The following is a 16,077-nucleotide window of genomic DNA, read 5'->3' on the forward strand; positions in this document are numbered from 1 at the left end:
CACCACAAGGAGATCAGGCTTGCCGCTCAAGTTGTCCATCAGCCAGGCCCGCCGCCTGGCCCTGTCAGCCCAGGGATTCGGCAAACAGCCTGACGCCCCTCCGACCCTGCCCGCACTGAAACGCATGCTGCAACGCTTGGGCGTCGTGCAGATCGACTCGGTCAACGCCGTGGTCCGCTCCCATTACCTGCCGCTGTTCTCCCGCCTCGGCGGCTACCCGCCGGAAATGCTCGACCAACTCGCCTGGGGCCGTGGTCGCCAGCGCCAGCTGTTCGAGTATTGGGGCCACGAAGCCTCGCTGTTACCCCTGAACCTCTATCCGCTGCTGCGTTGGCGCATGGCCCATGCCGCCGATGGCCGCGGTATCTACCGCCAGCTCGCGCAGTTCGGCCGCGAACGCCAGGACTTGATCGCCCGCGTGCTGGCCACCGTGCGCGAACAGGGCGCACTGGGTGCGGGCAGCTTGTCCACCCGGCAGGCGCGGGCCGGCCCGTGGTGGGACTGGAGCGAAGAAAAGCACGCGCTGGAATGGCTGTTCGCCGCCGGTGAAGTCACGGTGGCGGGGCGGCGCGGTTTCGAGCGGCTCTACGATGTCCCGGAAAGGGTCCTGCCCAAGGCGATCCTCGACCAGGCGCTGCCGGGCGAAGCCGAAGCCCATCAAGGCCTGATGCTGCATGCCGCCACGGCGCTGGGCGTGGCCACCGAGCGCGACCTGCGCGACTACTTCCGCCTCGAGCCTGGCCAGGGTAGGGCGGCGCTACACGAGCTGGTCGCCGATGGCCGCCTGCAGCCGGTCGAGGTACAGGGTTGGAAGCAGCCGGCCTACTGCGCCGGTTCACCGCGCATCCCCCGGCGCATCGAGGCCAGCGCGTTGCTGTCGCCGTTCGATTCGCTTGTCTGGGAACGCAACCGCACCGAGCGGCTGTTCGATTTCCATTTTCGCCTGGAGATCTACACCCCTGCGCACAAGCGGGTATACGGCTACTACGTGCTGCCGTTCCTCTACCGCGAACGCATCGCCGCGCGCCTGGACCTGCGCGCCGAGCGCGCCCAGGGGCAACTGGCGGTGCATGCCGTACACGCGGAATCGATAGCGTTGGACGCGCAGGGCTACCATGCCCTGGCGTGTAATCTGCTGCGCATGGCCCAGTGGCTGGGCCTGGAGCGGGTGCAACTGAACTGCCCTCGGGCTGAAGGCAGCCAGTTGCGTCAGGCCTTGCTCAGCGCCGCACCTGCTTGAGGGTTTCGGCGATCAGGAAGGCCAGCTCCAGCGACTGATCAGCGTTCATCCGTGGATCGCAGTGGGTGTGGTAGCGGTCGGACAGGGCATCCTCGGTGATTGGCCGGGCGCCGCCGATGCACTCGGTGACGTTCTGCCCGGTCATCTCGATATGGATACCGCCCGCATGGCTGCCCTCGGCCTGGTGCACCTGGAAGAACTGCTTCACCTCGTCGAGGATCTGCGCGAAGTCGCGGGTCTTGTAGCCGCTGCTGGCCTTGATGGTGTTGCCGTGCATCGGGTCGGAGCTCCACAGCACCTTGCGCCCCTCGCGCTCGACGGTGCGGATCAGCCCCGGCAGGTGCGCGCCGACCTTGCCGGCGCCCATGCGCACGATCAGGTTGAGGCGGCCGGGGTCGTTGCTCGGGTTGAGCGTGTCGATCAGCCGGATCAGTTCTTCGGGGTTCATGCTCGGGCCGACCTTGACTCCGATCGGGTTGTGCACGCCGCGCAGGAATTCGACATGGGCGCCGTCAAGCTGGCGGGTGCGGTCGCCGATCCACAGCATGTGGGCCGAGCAGTCGTAGTAGTCGCCGGTCAGGCTGTCCTGGCGCACGAAGGCTTCTTCATAGTTGAGCAACAGCGCTTCGTGGGCCGTGAAGAAGCTGGTTTCGCGCAGTTGTGGCGCGCTGTCCAGGCCGCAGGCACGCATGAAGGCGAGGGTTTCGTCGATGCGGTTGGCCAGTTGGTGGTACTTGTCGGCCAGCGCCGAGTTGGCGATGAAGTCGAGGTTCCACTTGTGCACCTGGTGCAGGTCGGCGAAACCGCCCTGGGCGAAGGCGCGCAGCAGGTTGAGGCTGGCGGTGGCCTGGTGGTAGGCCTGCAGCAGGCGTTCCGGGTCCGGCACGCGACTCTTCTCGTCGAAGCCGATGCCGTTGACGATGTCGCCACGGTAGGCCGGCAGCGTGACATTGCCGATAGTTTCGTCGCCCGAGGAGCGCGGCTTGGCGAACTGCCCGGCCATGCGCCCGACCTTCACCACCGGGCAGCCGGCGGCGAAGGTCATGACGATGGCCATCTGCAGCAGCACCTTGAAGGTGTCGCGGATCTTCGCCGCCGAGAACTCGGCGAAGCTCTCTGCGCAGTCGCCGCCCTGCAGCAGGAAGGCACGGCCCTCGGTGACCTCGGCGAACTGCCGGCGCAGCTCGCGCGCCTCGCCGGCGAAGACCAGCGGCGGGTAGCTGGCCAGGGTCTGCTCGACCTTGAGCAGGTGCGCGGCGTCGGGGTAGGTCGGTTGCTGCTGGATCGGCAGGGCGCGCCAGCTGTCGGGGCTCCACGGTCGGTTCATCACGGGCTCGGTCTTGTCTGTTATAGGCTGCCTGCCATGGTAACAGCGGCGCCGAGCTTGTTGCATCCGGGGCGTTGACGGACAATGCGCGTTTTTGCGCGGGCGGGTGGCAGGTAGATGGCGACGGAGCGGGAAGAGAAGCTGTTGGCCCGGGTCGAGGATGCCTTTGGCGTCATCAGCGTGTACGAGGTGGAGGATTACCGCTTCCTTGAGTTCGGCGATGCCATCGAGCAGAGCTGCGTGTTCACCTCCGATCCGAGTTGGCTGGAGTACGACTACACCCGCGCCATGCTGGTCGGCGCGCTTTGCCACGAACAGCCGGAGAGTGCGCTGTTTCTCGGCCTGGGTGCCGGCACCCTGACCCAGGCCTGCATGAAGTTCCTGCCGCTCGAAGACATCGAGGCCATCGAACTGCGTGCGGACGTGCCGCGCCTGGCCATGGAATACATGGGGCTGGACGATGACCCGCGGCTGTACGTGCGCATTGGCGACGCCCTGGAGTTGCTGCCCACGGCAGAGCAGGCCGACCTGCTGTTCGTCGACCTGTATACCGATTACGGGCCGGGCGTCGGGCACCTGGCGTGGAAGTTCCTCGAGAACTGTCAGAAGAAACTCAACCCAGGTGGCTGGCTGGTGATCAACCAGTGGGCCAACGACGACGGCAAACCGCTGGGCGCGGCGCTGTTGCGCGGGTTGTACCACCGGCATTACTGGGAACTGCCGGTGAAGGAGGGCAATGTGATCCTGCTGGTGCCGGCGGACCTGGATCAGCAACTGGATCTCGATGCCCTGCGGGCGCGGGCCGAGGCCCTGGCGCCACGTTTGGGGTATAGCCTGGAAGGGTTGATCCGCGAGATCCGGCCTGCTACTTGAGACCGCGTCGCCTGCTTCGCGGTGTTACAGAAAAACGATTCAGCTATCTCTGCCTGATGGCCCGATACTGGTCGTTGGGCCAGAAAAATTTACTCACTCCCCACTATTTTTTCGGGTATAGTACGCGCCGGTCTTTTAGCGGACCTCAAAATCAGGTGGTGCAAATCCTCCGAGTCCAGCTTCGGCTGCACGTCCGCTAGGCGGACCTTCCTAAAGTTTTCTTTTTCAATCGTTTTCGCAAATCCCCGCCGACAAAGCTGCCTGGGTGACCGTTCCGGTCTTTCAAGGCATGTGCAGCTTTGCAGCATGGGTCTTTGCGGATGCACTTAGAGGCAGACCCATGACCCAGGAAACCGGCGGCTTCGCCGCTCTCGATCTTAATCCGAACATTGTTGCTGCCGTTCTGGCTACCGGCTACGAAGAGCCGTCCGCCATTCAGCAACAATCGATCCCGATCATCCTCGCCGGTCACGACATGATCGGCCAGGCGCAGACTGGCACCGGCAAGACCGCTGCCTTCGCCCTGCCGATCCTCAACAAGATCGATGTGAGCAAGCGCGAACCGCAAGCCCTGATCCTGGCGCCAACCCGTGAGTTGGCGCTGCAAGTAGCTACCGCTTTCGAAACCTACGCCAAGCAGATGCCGGGCGTTAATGTAGTGGCCGTCTACGGTGGTGCCCCGATGGGCCCACAGCTGCGTGCCATTCGCAACGGCGCGCAAATCGTCGTCGCTACCCCGGGCCGTCTGTGCGACCACCTGCGTCGTGACGAGAAAGTCCTGTCGACCGTACAGTACCTGGTACTGGACGAAGCCGACGAAATGCTCAAGCTGGGCTTCATGGACGACCTCGAAGTGATCTTCGATGCCATCCCGGCCAGCCGCCAGACCGTACTGTTCTCCGCAACCCTGCCGTCGTCGATCCGCTCGATCGCCGAACGCCACCTGCGCGAGCCCAAGCACGTCAAGATCCAGAGCAAGACCCAGACCGTCACCGCGATCGACCAGGCCCACCTGATGGTCCACGCCGACCAGAAGATCCCGGCTGTTCTGCGTCTGCTGGAAGTCGAAGAGTTCGACGCGCTGATCGCCTTCGTGCGCACCAAGCAAGCCACCCTGGACCTGGCCGCCGCGCTGGAAGCCAAGGGCTACAAGGCTGCTGCGCTGAACGGCGACATCGCCCAGAATCAGCGTGAGCGCGTGATCGACTCGCTGAAGGATGGCCGCCTGGACATCGTCGTCGCCACCGACGTCGCTGCCCGTGGTCTGGACGTACCGCGCATCACTCACGTGTTCAACGTCGACATGCCGTACGACCCGGAATCCTACGTGCACCGTATCGGCCGTACCGGCCGTGCCGGTCGCGATGGCCGTGCACTGCTGCTGGTCACCCCGCGTGAGCGCCGCATGCTGCAGGTGATCGAGCGCGTGACCGGGCAGAAGGTTGCCGAAGCCCGCCTGCCGAACGCCCAGGCTGTACTGGACGCCCGCATCAAGAAGCTGACCAACAGCCTGGCGCCGCTGGTTGCTGAAGCAGAAGCCACCCATGGCGAGCTGTTCGACCGTCTGACTGCCGACCTCGGCTGCAGCGCTCGCGCCCTGGCTTCGGCCCTGCTGCGCAAGGCCACCAACGGCCAGGCGCTGGACCTGGCCGCCGTAGAGCGCGAGCAGCCGCTGGTACCGAGCTTCGCCCCGCGTGGCGAGCGTACCGAGCGTGGTGAGCGCAGCGACCGTGGTGATCGTGGCGACCGTGGTGGTGACCGCGAGCGTCGTGCGCCAATGCCGCTGGCCGAAGGCCGCGTGCGTTGCCGTACCGCCCTGGGTGCCCGTGACGGTATCGCCGCCAAGAACCTGCTGGGCGCGATCCTCAACGAAGGTGGCCTGGCCCGTGACGCCATTGGCCGCATCCAGGTGCGCGACAGCTTCAGCCTGATCGAGCTGCCGGAAGATGGCCTGGAGCGTCTGCTGACCAAGCTCAAGGACACTCGTGTAGCCGGCAAGCAGCTGAAGCTGCGCCGTTATCGCGAAGATTGATCCTGATGCAATGAAAAAATCCCCGGCCTAGGTCGGGGATTTTTTTTGCCTGGCCCTTCAGTCGAACCGGTAAATGTCCATCCCCAGCGCCCCCAGGGTGAAGCCCTGGTGCACGATGCCGAACCTGTCACCAGCCCCCAGGGCAAAGAACAGCGGCAGCAAATGCTCATCGCTTGGATGGTTGCGCGCCGCAAACGGCGCCTGTTTACGGTAATCCAGCAACGCAGCCTGGTCATCTGCCTTCAGCCGCTCCACCACCCAGTCCCGGAATGCCATGGCCCAGGGCTCGATCACATTCGGCCCGGCATGCCAGTCCAGTTCACCCAGGTTGTGCGTGATGCTGCCGGAACCCACCAGCAAAACGCCTTCAGCACGCAGCCTCGCCAGCGCTTGGCCAACCTTGACTTGCAACCCCGGCCCCATCTGGCTGGGCAACGAAACCTGAATCACCGGAATGCTCGCATCCGGGTACATCAACGACAGCGGCACCCAGGCGCCGTGATCGAAGGGGCGCTGGGGGTCCAGGCGGGCCTGCAACAATTCAGCGACTCGGCTGGCCAGGGCTGGTTCGCCAGGCGCCGGATACTGCACCGCGTACAGCGCCGGCGGGAAGCCGTGGAAGTCGTGCCAGGTCTCTGGCTGCGCGCCGCTGGTCACCAGCAGCTCGCGGCTTTCCCAGTGCGCTGACACCACCACAATCGCTTTCGGTCGTGGCAGGGCGTTGGCCAGCCCGGCCAATGCCGGCCCGCTGGCGCCGGGTTGCAAGGCAAGCATGGGAGAACCATGGGAAATGAACAGGCTGGGCAGCATGGCGGGGTCCTGAGGGTTATGATGCAATCATCTTCGATCAACTACCGATCGAAATCCAAACCAAGTTTTGCCGACAATCCATCTAAAAATCGGGAGTGATCATGGAGCCAGCGTTCTGGCAGCAGCGGTGGGCCGACAACCAGATCGGTTTTCATCAAGCGCAGGTGAACCCTTATCTGCAACAGTATTGGCCACAGCTGCAGCTGGCGCCGGGCAGCCGCGTGCTGGTGCCGCTGTGTGGCAAGAGCCTTGACCTGGCCTGGCTGGCGGGGCAGGGGCACCGAGTGTTGGGGGTCGAGCTGTCACGGCAGGCGGTGCAGGCCTTTTTTCGTGAGCATGGGCTGGAGCCACAGGTGGCGCAACAGGGTGCCTTCGAAGTCTGGCGCAGTGGCGATGTGGAGCTGTGGTGTGGCGACTTCTTCGCCTTGCGCGCGGCGGATGTGGCGGATTGCGTGGCGCTCTACGATCGCGCCGCACTGATTGCCCTGCCACCTGAAATGCGTGTGGATTACATGCGTTTGCTGTCGCAGGTATTGCCGACAGGTGCCGGGCTGCTGGTGACCTTGGATTATCAGCAGGAACTGCTGGCCGGGCCGCCGTTTTCGGTGGCCGACGATGAGGTGAGGCACGGGTTTGCCGGTTGGCAGGTCGAGGCGCTCGAAGCGCAGGAAGTGATCAGCCAGAGCCCGAAGTTCCTGCAGGCCGGGGTCAAGAGCCTGGTTGAGCGGGTATATCGCGTGAAGTTCTGAGCGAAAACGAAAAAGGGCGACCGAAGTCGCCCTTTTTTGCCTGATGGATCAACCGCGGCGGCGCAGGGCCTCGATGCGGTCTTCCAGCGGCGGGTGGCTCATCAGCAGGCCGGCCAGGCCGTGCTTGAGGCCGCCATTGATGCCGAAGGCCTTCATGGTGTCGGGCATGTGCACCGGCAGGCCTTGTTCCACGCGCAGGCGTTGCAGGGCGCCGATCATTGCAGCGGTACCGGCCAGTTGCGCACCGGCTTCGTCGGCACGGTACTCGCGGCGGCGCGAGAACCACATGACGATCATGCTGGCGAGGATGCCCAGGATCAGCTCGGCGACGATGGTCGCCACGTAGTAGGCAATGCCTTGGCCCTCTTCATTCTTGAAGATCACCTTGTCGACGAAGTTGCCGATGATGCGGGCGAAGAACATCACGAAGGTGTTCACCACGCCCTGCACCAGCGCCAGGGTGACCATGTCACCGTTGGCCACGTGGCCGATTTCGTGGGCCAGCACAGCGCGCACTTCATCGGGCGAGAAGCGCTCCAGCAGGCCTTGGGATACCGCGACCAGCGCGTCGTTGCGGTTCCAGCCAGTGGCGAAGGCGTTGGCCTCGTAGGCCGGGAAAATGCCCACCTCTGGCATTTTGATGCCCGCTTCGCGGGACAGCTCTTCGACCGTTTGCAGCAGCCACTGCTCGTGGCGGGTGCGCGGCTGGCTGATGATCTGGGTACCGGTGGTCATCTTCGCCATCCACTTGGAGATGAACAGCGAGACCAGGGAGCCAGCGAAGCCGAACACGGCGCAGAAGACCAGCAGGCTGCTGAGGTTGAGGTCAACCCCGTTGGCGGCCATGAACCCGTTGAAGCCGAACAGGCTCAGGGTAATGCTTGCAACCAGCACCACCGCAAGGTTGGTGGCTACAAACAACAGAATGCGCATCATGGTTGTTACGTTCTCCTGACGGATGAGTTGTCGCTTACTGCGGGGTATATAAGGTCCCGGCCGCCAGGATTCAATCGGGCGACTATTTCAAACTGTGTACGGCGGAGTATGGCAGAGGATTTTGCGCGGGCAGTGAGATAGAGCGTTGCAGGATGTAAGAAACATCCTGCGATAGTGCAGGGGGCTGCTTTGCAGCCCATTCGCGGGGCAAGCCCGCTCCTACAGAGGATTGCGTGACTCTGTAGGGGCGGGCTTGTCCCGCGAAGAGGCCATCAGCTACTGCGAATAAGTCCGCAGGAAGTTACCGATCCGACCAATCGCGGCTTCGAGGTCATCCACTCGCGGCAAGGTCACCACGCGGAAGTGGTCCGGCCACGGCCAGTTGAACGCCGTGCCCTGAACGATCAGCAGCTTTTCCGACAACAGCAGGTCGAGGGCGAACTTCTCGTCGTTGAGGATCGGGCAGACCTTCGGGTCGATCCGCGGAAATGCATACAGCGCGCCCATCGGCTTCACGCAGCTGACGCCCGGGATTTCGTTGAGCAGCTCGTAGGTGCGGTTGCGCTGTTCCAGCAGGCGGCCTGGCGGCAGCACCAGGTCGTTGATGCTCTGATAGCCGCCCAGGGCCGTCTGAATGGCATGCTGGGCCGGCACGTTGGCGCACAGGCGCATGTTGGCCAGCATGTCGATGCCTTCGATGTAGCTCTGGGCGTGGTGCTTGGGCCCGGAGATGATCAGCCAGCCGGAGCGGAAACCGGCCACTCGATACGACTTGGACAGGCCGTTGAAGGTCAGGCACAGCAGGTCCGGGGCCAGCGAGGCGGTGCTGATGTGCACGGCTTCGTCGTAGAGGATCTTGTCGTAGATCTCGTCGGAGAACACCACCAGGTTGTGCTGGCGGGCCAGTTCCAGCATGCCCAGCAACAGTTCCTTGGAGTACACCGCGCCCGTCGGGTTGTTCGGGTTGATGATCACCAGGGCCTTGGTGTTCGGGGTGATCTTGGCCTTGATGTCTTCCAGGTCCGGGAACCAGTCGGCCTGCTCGTCGCACAGGTAGTGCACCGGCTTGCCACCGGCCAGGCTCACCGCGGCGGTCCACAGCGGGTAGTCGGGGGCCGGGATCAGTACTTCATCGCCGTTGTTCAGCAACGCTTGCATCGACATCACGATCAGCTCGGAGACACCGTTGCCGAGGTAGATGTCCTCGATGGTGACGCCTTCGATCTCCTTCTGCTGGCAGTACTGCATCACTGCCTTGCGCGCGCTGAACAGGCCCTTGGAATCGCTGTAGCCCTGGGCGGTGGGCAGGTTGCGGATCACATCCTGAAGGATTTCGTCCGGCGCCTCGAAGCCAAACGGCGCCGGGTTGCCGATGTTCAGCTTGAGGATGCGGTGGCCTTCCTCTTCCAGGCGTTTGGCGTGCTTGAGCACTGGGCCGCGAATGTCATAGCAGACATTGGCGAGCTTGTTCGATTTGCTGAACTGCATGATGTGGTCCCGATTGAGAATACGCACTGCGGCCCTTTGCGAAACGTTCGAAAGGTTTGAAAGGGCAGGAAGCGGGTGCCAGACTGGAAGCCTTGCACACGAAGCCAACTAATATACGTGCCACCCGCGCTACGGAAAAGACGGCGTGAGGTGAAATTCAGCCTGCCGAGGTTCACTTATGCAAAAGATCGACAAGACACTTGAAGAATGGCGCGAAATGCTCGACCCCGCCCAGTATCAGGTGTGCCGCCTCAAGGGCACTGAACGGCCGTTCAGCGGCAAGTACAACAGCGAGCGCCGTGCCGGCGTGTACCACTGCATCTGCTGTGACCTGCCGCTGTTCGACTCGCAGACCAAGTTCGATTCCGGCTGCGGCTGGCCGAGCTTCTACGCGCCGATCGAGGAGAGCGCGATGGTCGAGATCCGCGACACCTCCCACGGCATGATCCGCACCGAGGTCACCTGCGCCCAGTGCGATGCGCACCTGGGCCACGTGTTCCCCGACGGCCCGCCACCGACCGGCCTGCGCTACTGCATCAACTCGGTATGCCTGGACTTCAAACCCCGCGACGGAGCCTGAAAATGGCCGGATCGATGCTGGACATCCCCTGCGTGACCCTGGGCGGCGAGCAGAAAAAGCTCGGCGACTTCGTCGGCAAGGCGCTGCTGGTGGTCAACACCGCCAGCCAGTGCGGCTTCACCCCGCAGTACAAGGGCCTTGAGCAGTTGTGGCGGGACTACCGCGAGCGCGGCCTGGTGGTGCTGGGCTTCCCTTGCAACCAGTTCGGCAAGCAGGAGCCGGGTGATGCGCGGGACATTGCCCAGTTCTGCGAAGCCAATTTCGGCGTGAGTTTCCCGCTGTTTCGCAAGATCGAGGTCAACGGCCCTGGCGCACATCCGCTGTTCGTCGAACTCAAGCAGCGCGCCCCTGGCCTGTTGGGCACGCAGAAGATCAAATGGAACTTCACCAAGTTCCTGGTCGACCCGGCCAGCGGCAAAGTCACCCGCTACGCGCCGACCACCAAGCCCCAGGCCCTGGAAGCTGACATCCAGCGCCTGCTCAGCCGCTGAGCGGCACCCAGTGGTCGATCAGCGCCAGTAGCTCCTCGCGGCGGAACGGCTTGGCCAGGTAGTCGCTCATGCCCGCCGCGCGGCAGCGCTCGCGCTCTTCGGGCATGGCGTTGGCGGTCAGGGCGACGATCGGCAGCTCCGGCCAGCGTCCGCTCTGGCGAATCCGCCGGCTGGCTTCATAGCCGTCCATCACCGGCATGTTGCAGTCCATCAGCACCAGGTCGAAGTCTTCCCGCTCCAGCCATTCCAGAGCCTCGACGCCTTGGGTGGCGACCTGCACTTGGCAGCCGAGCTTGGCCAGCATGCCCTTGGCCACCAGCTGGTTCACCGGGTTGTCTTCTACCAGCAGGATGCGCGCGCGGCCGTCGGCGACGGTGAGCAGCGGGGTGGCCAGCGGGTGCTCCGGGGCATGCCCCTGCAGGGTGCGGCGCAAGGTCTGGTACAGGGCGTTGCGCGCCAGTGGCCGGGCCAGCTGGTGCAGTGGCGCCAGTTGCGCCGATTGCTCGCTGGGCAGGAAGTTGCCGTAGGCGGTCACCAGCAGGATGGGGGCCTTCAGGGCCGGGCGCAGCTGGAACAGCTGCTCCAGGTCGTCGGTGATCAGCAGGTCGATGCTGTTGTCGAGGGCTGTGCTGCTGTCGTGCCGCTGGTAATCCAGCCCCCAGCCGGGCAGCAGGCCTTGCAGCAGTTCGCTGAGGCCGCTGCCGGCGTCGCTGAGGGCGACCACCTTGCCCTGCAGGGCGGCCGGCGCGATGGCTTCGGTGTGGGTGGTCAGCGGCAGTTCGGCGCTGAAGCGGCTGCCAAAGCCAGGCTCGGACTGGATGTGCAGATGGCCCTGCATGGCCTTGCACAGGTTGCGGGTCAGGGCCAGCCCCAGCCCGGTGCCGCCGTACTGGCGGGTGATGCCGGCGCCCGCCTGGGTGAACGGCTGGAAGATGCGCGCCTGGGCCGCTTCGGGAATGCCGATGCCGGTGTCGCGCACTTCCAGGCGCACGCCGCCGACGATCGTTACCAGGCGCACGTCGACGCGGCCGAAGCGGGTGAACTTGAGGGCGTTGGACAACAGGTTGCTGACCACCTGGCGCACCCGCGTCGGGTCGCCCAGCACCGAACTGGGGAAGCGGTCGGCGATCAGGCAGGTCAGCTCGACGCTTTGCGCAGCGTTCTGCGACAGCAGGTTGGCGGTGTCCTCGACCATCGCGCCCATGTCGAACGGAATGCGTTCCAGCTCCAGCTGCCCGGCATCGAACTTGGACAGGTCGAGGATATCGTTGAGCAACTCCACCAGCACCTTGCCCGAGTCATGGGCGATCGACAGCTGCTGGCGCTGCTCACCGGCCAGCGGGCTGTCCAGGGCCAGGGCGATCATGCCGAGCATGCCGTTTAGCGGGGTGCGGATCTCGTGGCTCATGTTGGCCAGGAAGGCCGCGCGCGCCTGGGCCATGTCGAGGGCACGCTGGCGGGCCTCTTCCAGCTCCTGGTTGGACTGGCTGAGGCGGCTGTTGCTGGCCTTGAGCTCTTCGGTACGTGCCGAGACGATGTCCTCCAGTTCGTTGAGGTACTGGGTCAGGCGGTTTTCCGCAGTGCGCCGCTGCTGGATCTCGGTGGACATGCTGACGAACTGCTGGTTGGCGACCTTGACCAGCACACCGATCTCGTCGAGTTCGTGGCCGGGCGGGCAGTTCACCCGCGTTTGCCCGGGCTGGCGCGGGTCGCGGCCGGTGAGGGCACCGATCACCGTCACCAACGGCTTGGTCAGCAGCCTGTGGAACAGTGCCAGGAGAATACCGGTGAGCACCAGGCTGCGGGCAAAGCCGTTGAGCAGGGTGACCCCGGCGCGGTCGAGGAAACGGCTGCCGAAGGCGTAGGTGTCGACGTCCAGGTACAGCGTGCCGAGATATTCGTCGGGCATGTGGGTGAGGAACAGGCGCTCCTTGAACTGGCGTTGCTCGCCGAACAGGAAGTCGCTCAACATTCGGTAGCGATCGTGCAGGCGCGGGCGCTCGACGTCAGCCAGTACGGTTTCGTTGTTGTCGATCAGCCGTGCACGGATGATCGCCGGTGACTGCAGCAGGCCGCGGGTCAGCTCCAGGGCCAGCTCCGAATCGATGTTGTAGGCGATGCGCGAGGCCGGATTGTGGCTGATTTGCAGCAACGCCCGCACTTCGCGGTTGATGGATGCGTCTTCGCTGGCATAATCGATGCCGATCTGGATGAGACTGAGCAATGTTCCCAGGATGAAGCCGACCAGGACTGTCAACCGGGCTTGCTTGTATGACAGGCGATTGGTGAACTTGATATCCATGAGTCCCGAGCCGGTTTCACGTCCCTTGCGCTGCGCAAGCATAGCCGATCAGCCCCGGCTGCTGGCGGGCCTGTCACACATTCAGCTTTAAATCTCACCTGTCTTGCTAGGAGTCGTCATGGACGCTCGCTTGAATGCTTTCCTGGAACGCGCGGAATCGGTGCTGGCGCGTCTCGAACCCTTGCTGCCGGCGCCGCGCCCGCAGATCGACTGGAGCACCACTCTGGCTGCGCGCTGGCAGCGCGACGGCCGCACCGGCTACCTGATGCCGCTGGACGTCAGCCTGGACATCCGCCTGACTGACCTGATTGGCGTGGATAAACAGCGCGAGCAGCTGGGCCGCAACACCCATCAGTTCATCAACGGCATGCCGGCCAACCACGCCTTGCTGTGGGGCTCGCGAGGCACCGGCAAGTCGTCGCTGGTGCGCGCCCTGCTGGCTGAGCATGCCGATGCCGGGCTGCGCCTGATCGAGATCGAGCGCGACCACCTGGCCGACCTGCCGCGCGTCGTCGAGCAGCTGCAGAAGCTGGCGCAGCGCTTCATCCTGTTCTGCGACGACCTCTCGTTCGAAGCCGGGGAAGGCGACTACCGGGTGCTCAAGAGCGTGCTCGACGGCTCGCTGGAGCAGGCGCCGGACAACGTGCTGCTGTACGCGACGTCCAACCGCCGCCACTTGGTGCCGGAAAAACAGAGCGACAACGAAAACTGGAAAATGATCGACGGCGAGCTGCACCCCAATGAGGCGGTGGAAGACAAGATTGCCTTGTCCGACCGCTTCGGCCTGTGGCTGTCGTTCTACCCGTTCAGCCAGGAACACTTCCTCGACGTGGTCGAGCACTGGATCGGCCAGCTGGCCCGCCCTGCTGGCCTGGCCTGGCAGCGTGACGAAGCCCTGGAAATTCTCGCCGTGCGCTGGGCCACAGGCCGCGGCAACCGTAATGGCCGTTGTGCCTATCAGTTCGCCCGCTACTGGGTCGGGCTGCAATTGCTGGAGCAAAAGTAAACATGATCGACCTCAATGCCAGTGGCGCCGGCCTCGACGGCTACAACCTGCTGGCCGCGCAAGTGCAGGCGCTGTTCGCCGACGAGCGCGACTTCATCGCCAATGCCGCGCAGTTTTCGGCGTTTCTCTACAACCAGGTAGACGACCTGAACTGGGCGGGATTCTACCTCAACCGCAACGAAGAGCTGGTGCTCGGCCCGTTCCAGGGCCAGGTGGCCTGCGTGCGCATTCCGTTCAGCAAGGGCGTGTGTGGCGCGGCCGCGGCTACCCGGCAGACCCAGCGGGTCGAGGATGTGCATGCGTTTGCGGGGCATATCGCCTGTGACAGTGCGTCCGCCAGCGAACTGGTGATTCCGCTGGTGAAGGAAGGGCGGTTGATTGGCGTGCTGGATCTGGACAGCCCGAAGTTGGCGCGTTTCAGTGAGGCGGACCAGGTGGGGCTGGAAAGGTTGGCAGCGATCTTCCTGGAGCTGACCGACTGCTGATGCTGTGCTGCCTGTACCGGCCGCGAAGAGGCCGGTACAGGTTAAAGGATCAGTCGTAGATCACCCGCTTTTTCCAGGTCTCGTCCTCGTCGGTCTTGAGCCCCTCGGTCAATTCGTTCTGTTCGTTCTCTGCCGGTTCCATCTTGTCCAGCACCTGGGCATTGGCCCGCGCCAGCAGTTTTTCCAGATAGGTCAGCTGCTCTTCATACACTCTCGGTTCCGGCTGCTTGCGCAGGTACTGCACGCCGCGCTCGAAGGCCAGCCGCGCCTGCCCCGGCTGTTCCTGTTGCAGCGCCTGCTGGCCGAGGTTGTTGAAGAACTCGATATGTAGCAGCACCAGGATATGGCGGATCTCCTTGACCCACTGCTTGGCTTCGTTGGTATGCAGCACGTTTTCCTGGCTGCCCTTGACGATCTGGTTGTGCAGCGCCTCGAGCAGGAAGCGCACATCCTTGGCCTTGACCTCGGTCTGGATCGGGCAGGGCGGGTTGTTCACTGGGATGCGTTCACCCTGGGCGACCAGCCCTTCGAGTTCGGCGATGCGTGCCTTGAGTTGCGCGTTGTGCTTGTCCAGCGCCAGTTGCCGCTGGTTGAGGTTCAGCTCCAGGCGCGCCAGCAGCAGCTTGAGGGCCGGGGTCATGAACTGGCCCGGGAAGGTCTCGGTGATTTCGCCACAGCGGCGTACCCGGTCAGCGAGTTCGACTTTCAGCCGCGCGCGTTCGAGCTTGCTGTTTTCGACCACGTTGTTGAGGTAGCCGATCACGATCAGCAACGCGATACCCGCCACGATGAGCAGAGTGATCAGAAGTGGTGTCACCGTTAACGCCTCATCAATAGGTTTGCATATAGAGTGTAGGAGCGAGCTTGCTCTCGAGAGGCCTTGGCAGGCAAATCTCTCGTTCTATCGGCAATCAGCCTTATAGCTGCATGCTGGCACATTGATGGTGAGCTTGCCCGAGGTGTCGTCAGAAAATCAACGCCAATCCGTCGGCGGCGCCTTGTGGCACCTTCTATATGGGCCGAAGTCATTGATTTAAATAAATTTCTACAAAAGGGTTGACGGCCCTTCCAACCATCCATAGAATGCGCGCCACTTGCAGCGTAAAGCACACAGCGAAACGCGGCAGGGAGTGAAAGCAGGCAGTAATGCCAGCAGCGTGTCCCCTTCGTCTAGTGGCCTAGGACACCGCCCTTTCACGGCGGTAACAGGGGTTCGAGTCCCCTAGGGGACGCCAAATTGCGGGAATAGCTCAGTTGGTAGAGCACGACCTTGCCAAGGTCGGGGTCGCGAGTTCGAGTCTCGTTTCCCGCTCCAAATTCTCCGGCAACGCTTAACGGCGGGGCGGGAAATAGAAATCCAGTCTGGATCGTGAGGTTCAGGTGCTGGTGCACTGAAAAGTGTTGTGTGTCCCCTTCGTCTAGTGGCCTAGGACACCGCCCTTTCACGGCGGTAACAGGGGTTCGAGTCCCCTAGGGGACGCCAAATGCGGGAATAGCTCAGTTGGTAGAGCACGACCTTGCCAAGGTCGGGGTCGCGAGTTCGAGTCTCGTTTCCCGCTCCAGTTTAAATACTGTGGCGTTCGCACGGTGCAGTGGTGGTGAGGGTCTTAAAGGCGCCTCACGCCGATTAGCGGTAAAGCTTCAAAATGCGGGAATAGCTCAGTTGGTAGAGCACGACCTTGCCAAGGTCGGGGTCGCGAGTTCGAGTCTCGTTTCCCGCTCCAATTCAAAAAACCACTCCAGCAGGAGTGGTTTTTT

At 63.5% G+C, this 16,077-nt stretch carries 13 protein-coding genes, 5 tRNA genes and 1 pseudogene; 13 read left to right on the forward strand and 6 right to left on the reverse strand.

Features of this window, described 5'->3' with window-relative positions; genetic code table 11:
- The first annotated feature begins 19 nt into the window (after positions 1-19).
- Entirely contained in the window at positions 20-1,240 is a 1,221-nt protein-coding gene (locus tag BGP85_RS20875; RefSeq protein WP_103449676.1) for a winged helix-turn-helix domain-containing protein, read from the forward strand.
- On the opposite strand, the gene BGP85_RS20880 is transcribed toward BGP85_RS20875, so the two are convergent.
- A complete protein-coding gene (locus BGP85_RS20880) occupies positions 1,221-2,567 on the reverse strand; it encodes a class II 3-deoxy-7-phosphoheptulonate synthase (RefSeq protein WP_103449677.1) in 1,347 nt (448 codons plus the stop codon). The genes BGP85_RS20875 and BGP85_RS20880 overlap by 20 nt on opposite strands.
- Before the next feature lie 117 nt (positions 2,568-2,684).
- On the opposite strand from BGP85_RS20880, the gene BGP85_RS20885 reads away from it, so the two are divergent.
- Both BGP85_RS20885 and BGP85_RS20890 read left to right on the forward strand, forming a co-directional pair.
- Positions 2,685-3,440 (forward strand): spermidine synthase, encoded by a 756-nt coding sequence (locus tag BGP85_RS20885; RefSeq protein WP_103449678.1) that lies wholly within the window; start codon positions 2,685-2,687, stop codon positions 3,438-3,440.
- A gap of 306 nt (positions 3,441-3,746) precedes the next feature.
- Positions 3,747-5,472 (forward strand): annotated as a pseudogene (locus BGP85_RS20890) (DEAD/DEAH box helicase).
- Between the two features lie 57 nt (positions 5,473-5,529).
- Here BGP85_RS20890 and BGP85_RS20895 read toward each other — a convergent pair.
- Positions 5,530-6,282: a DODA-type extradiol aromatic ring-opening family dioxygenase gene (locus BGP85_RS20895; RefSeq protein ID WP_103449680.1), complete on the reverse strand. Its 753-nt coding sequence runs from the start codon at positions 6,280-6,282 to the stop codon at positions 5,530-5,532.
- A gap of 101 nt (positions 6,283-6,383) precedes the next feature.
- Here BGP85_RS20895 and BGP85_RS20900 point away from each other — a divergent pair, with 101 nt between their 5' ends.
- On the forward strand, positions 6,384-7,031 hold the full coding sequence (locus BGP85_RS20900) for a thiopurine S-methyltransferase (protein ID WP_103449681.1): 648 nt from the start codon (positions 6,384-6,386) through the stop codon (positions 7,029-7,031).
- Between the two features lie 48 nt (positions 7,032-7,079).
- Here the strand turns inward: BGP85_RS20900 and htpX are convergent, their stop codons facing one another.
- Together htpX and BGP85_RS20910 are read right to left on the reverse strand one after the other, a co-directional pair.
- Positions 7,080-7,967: a protease HtpX gene (gene htpX / locus BGP85_RS20905; protein WP_003259721.1), complete on the reverse strand. Its 888-nt coding sequence runs from the start codon at positions 7,965-7,967 to the stop codon at positions 7,080-7,082.
- 276 nt (positions 7,968-8,243) lie between these two features.
- Entirely contained in the window at positions 8,244-9,455 is a 1,212-nt protein-coding gene (locus BGP85_RS20910) for a pyridoxal phosphate-dependent aminotransferase (RefSeq protein ID WP_085675507.1), read from the reverse strand.
- A gap of 178 nt (positions 9,456-9,633) precedes the next feature.
- Here BGP85_RS20910 and msrB point away from each other — a divergent pair, with 178 nt between their 5' ends.
- Both msrB and BGP85_RS20920 read left to right on the forward strand, forming a co-directional pair.
- Positions 9,634-10,035, forward strand: a complete 402-nt coding sequence (gene msrB, locus BGP85_RS20915) for a peptide-methionine (R)-S-oxide reductase MsrB (RefSeq protein ID WP_103449682.1) — start codon at positions 9,634-9,636, stop codon at positions 10,033-10,035.
- A 2-nt stretch (positions 10,036-10,037) separates the two neighbouring features.
- Positions 10,038-10,526 carry a glutathione peroxidase gene (locus BGP85_RS20920; protein WP_103449683.1) on the forward strand — a complete coding sequence of 163 codons (489 nt, stop codon included), beginning with the start codon at positions 10,038-10,040 and terminating at the stop codon, positions 10,524-10,526.
- Here BGP85_RS20920 and BGP85_RS20925 read toward each other — a convergent pair.
- Positions 10,516-12,870, reverse strand: a complete 2,355-nt coding sequence (locus BGP85_RS20925; protein WP_103449684.1) for a hybrid sensor histidine kinase/response regulator — start codon at positions 12,868-12,870, stop codon at positions 10,516-10,518. The two genes, BGP85_RS20920 and BGP85_RS20925, sit on opposite strands and share 11 nt — an antisense overlap.
- Before the next feature lie 76 nt (positions 12,871-12,946).
- Here BGP85_RS20925 and BGP85_RS20930 point away from each other — a divergent pair, with 76 nt between their 5' ends.
- Positions 12,947-13,834, forward strand: a complete 888-nt coding sequence (locus BGP85_RS20930; RefSeq protein ID WP_103449685.1) for an ATP-binding protein — start codon at positions 12,947-12,949, stop codon at positions 13,832-13,834.
- A 2-nt stretch (positions 13,835-13,836) separates the two neighbouring features.
- Positions 13,837-14,319: a GAF domain-containing protein gene (locus tag BGP85_RS20935; protein WP_103449686.1), complete on the forward strand. Its 483-nt coding sequence runs from the start codon at positions 13,837-13,839 to the stop codon at positions 14,317-14,319.
- Positions 14,320-14,368: 49 nt separating this feature from the next.
- Here the strand turns inward: BGP85_RS20935 and BGP85_RS20940 are convergent, their stop codons facing one another.
- Complete coding sequence (locus BGP85_RS20940; RefSeq protein WP_103449687.1) at positions 14,369-15,136, reverse strand: hypothetical protein; 768 nt, start codon at positions 15,134-15,136, stop codon at positions 14,369-14,371.
- Positions 15,137-15,478: 342 nt separating this feature from the next.
- On the opposite strand from BGP85_RS20940, the gene BGP85_RS20950 reads away from it, so the two are divergent.
- The 5 genes from BGP85_RS20950 to BGP85_RS20970 all read left to right on the forward strand — a co-directional run bounded on the left by BGP85_RS20950 (position 15,479) and on the right by BGP85_RS20970 (position 16,043).
- Positions 15,479-15,554: transfer RNA gene (locus BGP85_RS20950), tRNA-Glu, on the forward strand.
- A gap of 4 nt (positions 15,555-15,558) precedes the next feature.
- Positions 15,559-15,634, forward strand: a tRNA-Gly gene (locus tag BGP85_RS20955).
- 92 nt (positions 15,635-15,726) lie between these two features.
- Positions 15,727-15,802 (forward strand) — tRNA-Glu (locus BGP85_RS20960).
- Between the two features lie 3 nt (positions 15,803-15,805).
- Positions 15,806-15,881, forward strand: a tRNA-Gly gene (locus tag BGP85_RS20965).
- A gap of 86 nt (positions 15,882-15,967) precedes the next feature.
- Positions 15,968-16,043, forward strand: a tRNA-Gly gene (locus tag BGP85_RS20970).
- The last annotated feature ends 34 nt before the right edge of the window (positions 16,044-16,077 follow it).

It is taken from the genome of Pseudomonas putida (assembly GCF_002906855.1).
GTDB classification, from domain to species: Bacteria; Pseudomonadota; Gammaproteobacteria; order Pseudomonadales; family Pseudomonadaceae; genus Aquipseudomonas; species Aquipseudomonas putida_N.